Below are 4,381 nucleotides of genomic sequence, written 5' to 3'. Positions count from 1 at the left end.
GTTCTTCAACATCAAGAGCCGCCAGTCCGGTATCACGCCGGCCTGCGTGGTGCTGGTGGCGACGGTGCGCGGCCTCAAGGCCAACAGCGGCCTGCTCGACATCCGCCCCGGCCAGCCCCTGCCCGAGAGCCTGCTGGAGGAGGACTTGCCCACCCTTGAGCAGGGGTGCACCAATCTCGCCTGGCATATCAACAATGCCCGCCGCTATGGCGTACCCGTGGTGGTAGCGGTCAACCGCTTCCCCACAGATAGCCAGGCCGAGCTGGCGCTGCTGATGCGCGAGGCACTGCGGGCCGGTGCCTGTGGCACCGCCATCTCCCACGCCTTCACGCAAGGGGGCGCGGGTGCCAGCGAACTGGCCCAGGCCGTGGTCGCCGCCTGCGAGATGCCAAGCCAAATCCAGCTGCTCTATCCCGATGAGATGAGCCTGTGTGCCAAGCTCACCACCCTGGTGGAGTGCGGCTATGGCGGACGCGGTGTCCTGCTCTCTGACAAGGCACGCCGACAGCTGGCGGCGCTCTCGCGCGCAGGCTGGGATCACCTGCCCATCTGCATGGCCAAGACGCCGCTCTCCATCAGTCATGATCCCGCCAGGAAGGGAGTACCGACTGATTTCGAGGTGCCCATCGACGAGGTGAGGTTGTGCGCTGGCGCCGGTTTTGTCTATGCGCTGGCAGGTCCCATCATGACAATGCCGGGGCTCGGCAGCCTGCCAGCCTACCGTCATATCGACATCGATGATGACGGCGAGATCGTCGGACTGAGCTGATGGAGGATGGTGACTGGCAGCAGCAGGCCAAGTCACCACCCCGGCAGCCTGCCACCGGTTATCGCCATATCGATATCAACGAGGAGGGCGAGATAATCGGGTTGAGCCTCCACGCTCAAGATCGTCAGACACGACAAGGCCCCGCCAATTGGCGGGGCCTTGTGTTATGACAGCGATCACCCGTTCAATCACGGGTTGACCGCACCGGTCCATCCCTGAAAGACATTGACGGATGACACAGGAGAGATGGCCGACTGGCCCCATGAACAAAAGAGGAAGGAGGAAGAAAGGAGGCATACCGCCATGGCAGCATGCCTCCTGACAGATCAGCCTTTCAGGCCGCCCAGAAACTCGGCACGGGTGTCGGGCTGGGTCTTGAACACGCCACCGAGAGAGGTGGTCGTGGTATAGGAGGTGGAATCCATCACCCCACGCGCCTTCACGCAGAAGTGGGTCGCCTTGATGCTGATGGCCACATCTTTGGTGCCGAGCAAGGTCTGCAACGCCAGCAGGATCTGCTGGGTGAGCCGCTCCTGCACCTGGGGACGGCGGGCGAAAAACTGCACGATACGGTTGATTTTCGACAGCCCGATCACCTTGCCACGGGGGATATAGGCCACGTGGGCCTGTCCATCGATAGTGACGAAGTGGTGTTCACAGGTGCTGGTGAGGCTGATATCGCGCACCATGATCATCTCGTCCACCTTCATCTTGTTCTCGATGACAGTCACCTTGGGGAAGGTGCTGTAATCGAGGCCGGAGAAGATCTCGTTCACGTACATCTTGGCGATGCGGTGCGGCGTCTCCGCCAGGCTGTCATCAGTCAGATCCAGCCCCAGCGTCTCCATGATGGCGCGCATGTGGCCTTCGATCTTCTCTTTCTTCTGCTGACCATTCAACGTATTGGCCACCAGAGGTGTCTCGAGGCCCTCGGTCTCGAGGGCTGCCCTGACCAACAGGGCTTCCTGGCTTAAGCTCGTCATCTTGTTCCTCTCCCACGCTCATTAACTGTGATGGCCGCCTTGTCTGTGACGGCACTTTTTTGTGGCGCAATAGTAAACGGCGATTATTGCCATAATTCAAGCTAACTCAAGTCCGCCACCTGACTTTATGCCAATCCGTCGGGTTTTGCCCCTTGATGGCCGCCCCCATACGGGGAGGGTTGCAACAAACAAGTCATCTTCCGCCATCCCCGGTGCCAGGCAGCGTGGTATCAGCCCCTGATAAGCCTGCCCATCCACGGTGATTTTTGGGATAATCTGCCTTCAACCACACCAAAGAGGTAATGACGATGGGATTTGATACCAGCGGACTACTCCCCCTGAGCGATGCCCTGCAAGGGATGCTGGACCAACTCGCCTGCTGCTGCGACACCGAGCAAGTTCCCCTGCCCCACGCCCTTGGCCGGGTGCTCGCAGCAGATATCGCCTCCCCCTTGTCAGTGCCTCCGTTCGACAACGCCGCCATGGACGGTTACGCCGTACGGCTCGCCGATCTCGCAACCGGCACCCCGCTCATCATGGCAGGCAAAGCCTTCGCCGGGCAGCCCTATCAGGGAGAGTGGCCGGCGGGCCACTGTGTGCGGATCATGACGGGCGCGCCCGTGCCAGAGGGCACGGATGCGGTGGTGATGCAGGAAGAAACCCGGGCCGACGGTGACAAGATCGCCTTTCTGGTACCGCCCATTCCGGGCCAGAATATCCGCCGCCGCGGCGAAGATATCCGCGAGGGGGCCAGCGTGCTCAGCAGCGGTACCCGGCTCACCCCCCGCGAGCTACCGCTGCTGGCATCCCTCGGCATCGCCACCATGCCGGTGCGCCGCCCGCTGAGAGTAGCCATCTTCAGCACGGGGGACGAGCTCAAACCGGTCGGCACCCCGCTCGCCCACGGCGACATCTATGACTCCAACCGCTACGGGGTCAAGGCCATGCTGGCGCGCCTTGGCTGTGAGTGCCTCGACCTTGGCATCATACCGGACGACCCCGCGCAACTGCGCGCCGCCTTCCAGCAGGCCGACCGTGAGGCCGATGCCCTCATCACCACGGGAGGCGTCTCGGTCGGTGAGGCAGACTTCACCAAGCAGTTGCTTGAGGAACTCGGCGAGATCGGTTTCTGGAAGCTCGCCATCAAGCCAGGCAAGCCATTCGCCTTCGGCCGCCTGCCCAACGCCTGGTTCTTCGGCCTGCCGGGCAACCCTGTCTCCGCCATGGTCACCTTCGATCAGCTGGTGCAACCTGCGCTGGCCAAGCTGGCCGGGCAGCAGTTCGAACGACCGCTGCACCTGCAGGCCATCGCCAGCGAGCCCCTGAAAAAAGCGCCGGGTCGACTCGACTTTCAGCGCGGCATCTTGCGCCAGGGGCCAGACGGCCTCGAGGTGCGCAGCACAGGCTCCCAGGATTCCGCCGTGTTCAGCTCACTGTCGCGGGCCAACTGCTACATCATTCTCGAACGTGAGCGGGGCCGCGTTGCTGCGGGCGAAACAGTCACCGTCGAACCATTCGGGGGATTGCTGCTGTGAGCGACATTCTCTCGGATGCCGAGCTCTTGCGCTACAACCGCCAGATCATCCTCAAATCCTTCGACTTCGAGGGACAGGAGGCGCTCAAGCAGGCCAAGGTGCTGGTGATCGGTGCCGGAGGCCTTGGCTGCGCCGCCAGCCAGTATCTGGCGGTGGCCGGTATTGGCCAACTCACCCTGGTGGATTTTGACAAGGTGGAGCTCTCCAACCTGCAACGTCAGGTGCTGCACACGGATGAGCGCATCGGCCAGTACAAGGTGGACTCTGCCGCCCAGTCGCTGCGCGCGCTCAATCCCTGGCTCAAGGTGGAGACCCATGCCGCCATGGCCGACGAGGCGCAGCTCGATGCCCTGCTACCTCGTCATCAGCTGGTGCTCGACTGTACCGACAACCTGACCATCCGCAATCTGCTCAACCAATACGCGCGCAAACACAGGGTGCCCCTGGTCAGCGGCGCCGCCATCCGGCTGGAGGGACAGCTGTGCAGCTTCACCTGGCAGGAGGATGAGCCCTGCTACGCCTGCCTCAGCGCCCTGTTTGGCGAGCAGGCCCTTACCTGCGTCGAGGCAGGTGTGCTCGCCCCCGTGGTGGGTCTGGTGGGCAGCCTGCAGGCGCTGGAGGCGATAAAATTGCTGGCAGCCACGGGACGTAGCTATAGCGGCCGCCTCTTGATGATCGATGGCCTCACCGGTACCTTTCGCGAGATGAAGCTGCCCAAGCGCCCCGACTGCCCGGTTTGCTCGCCTCCTTAAGTGATCCTCGTCACCACTAATTCGCAGCCAATAAAAAACCGCCCCCTCGAGGTTAATGCCAGCCAGTTAAGCCTGATTAGCATTGTTTTTATTGGCTTTTTTCAGACTGTACTGCTGTGGTTTTGGCTTCACTCAACGGGGGTAACTTCGCACTCTTCTCTCTGGTAATACGAACTGCACCGCTTGTTTCTCGAGGTCTGCCACCCGCCCCGGGATATTCCCCGGCGACACATACGGCATGCAGCTCAGCTCATGGATGAGGTAGACCGATGCCATGTGAAAACTCAACTGACTCGCCGTGTATCCCTTCAGGCTCGCCGCCATCTTCACCATCTGGCTGCG

Annotated in this window: 4 protein-coding genes and 1 pseudogene; 3 read left to right on the top strand and 2 right to left on the bottom strand. The window is 61.9% G+C overall.

Translation table 11 applies throughout. From position 1 onward, the window contains the following. On the top strand, positions 1-769 hold a 769-nt coding region (locus tag AAC083_RS00195), incomplete at its 5' end, for a formate--tetrahydrofolate ligase (RefSeq protein WP_258224836.1). Between the two features lie 326 nt (positions 770-1,095). Here the strand turns inward: AAC083_RS00195 and folE are convergent. Further along, entirely contained in the window at positions 1,096-1,752 is a 657-nt protein-coding gene (gene folE, locus AAC083_RS00190) for a GTP cyclohydrolase I FolE (protein WP_042034596.1), read from the bottom strand. 308 nt (positions 1,753-2,060) lie between these two features. Between folE and moeA the strand changes: the two genes are divergently transcribed. After that, positions 2,061-3,287 (top strand): molybdopterin molybdotransferase MoeA, encoded by a 1,227-nt coding sequence (gene moeA, locus AAC083_RS00185; RefSeq protein ID WP_108537783.1) that lies wholly within the window; start codon positions 2,061-2,063, stop codon positions 3,285-3,287. Further along, complete coding sequence (gene moeB, locus AAC083_RS00180; protein WP_108537782.1) at positions 3,284-4,039, top strand: molybdopterin-synthase adenylyltransferase MoeB; 756 nt, start codon at positions 3,284-3,286, stop codon at positions 4,037-4,039. Before moeA ends, moeB begins: the two co-directional genes overlap by 4 nt. Positions 4,040-4,105: 66 nt before the next feature. Here the strand turns inward: moeB and AAC083_RS00175 are convergent. Beyond that, positions 4,106-4,381, bottom strand: a pseudogene (locus AAC083_RS00175) (IS4 family transposase); the annotation flags it as partial.

The sequence above is a fragment of the Aeromonas sp. HMWF014 genome, from assembly GCF_963878295.1.
GTDB lineage: Bacteria > Pseudomonadota > Gammaproteobacteria > Enterobacterales > Aeromonadaceae > Aeromonas > Aeromonas popoffii.
Note: the sequence above shows the minus strand (reverse complement) of the source record. Positions and strands in the feature narration are given on the sequence as shown.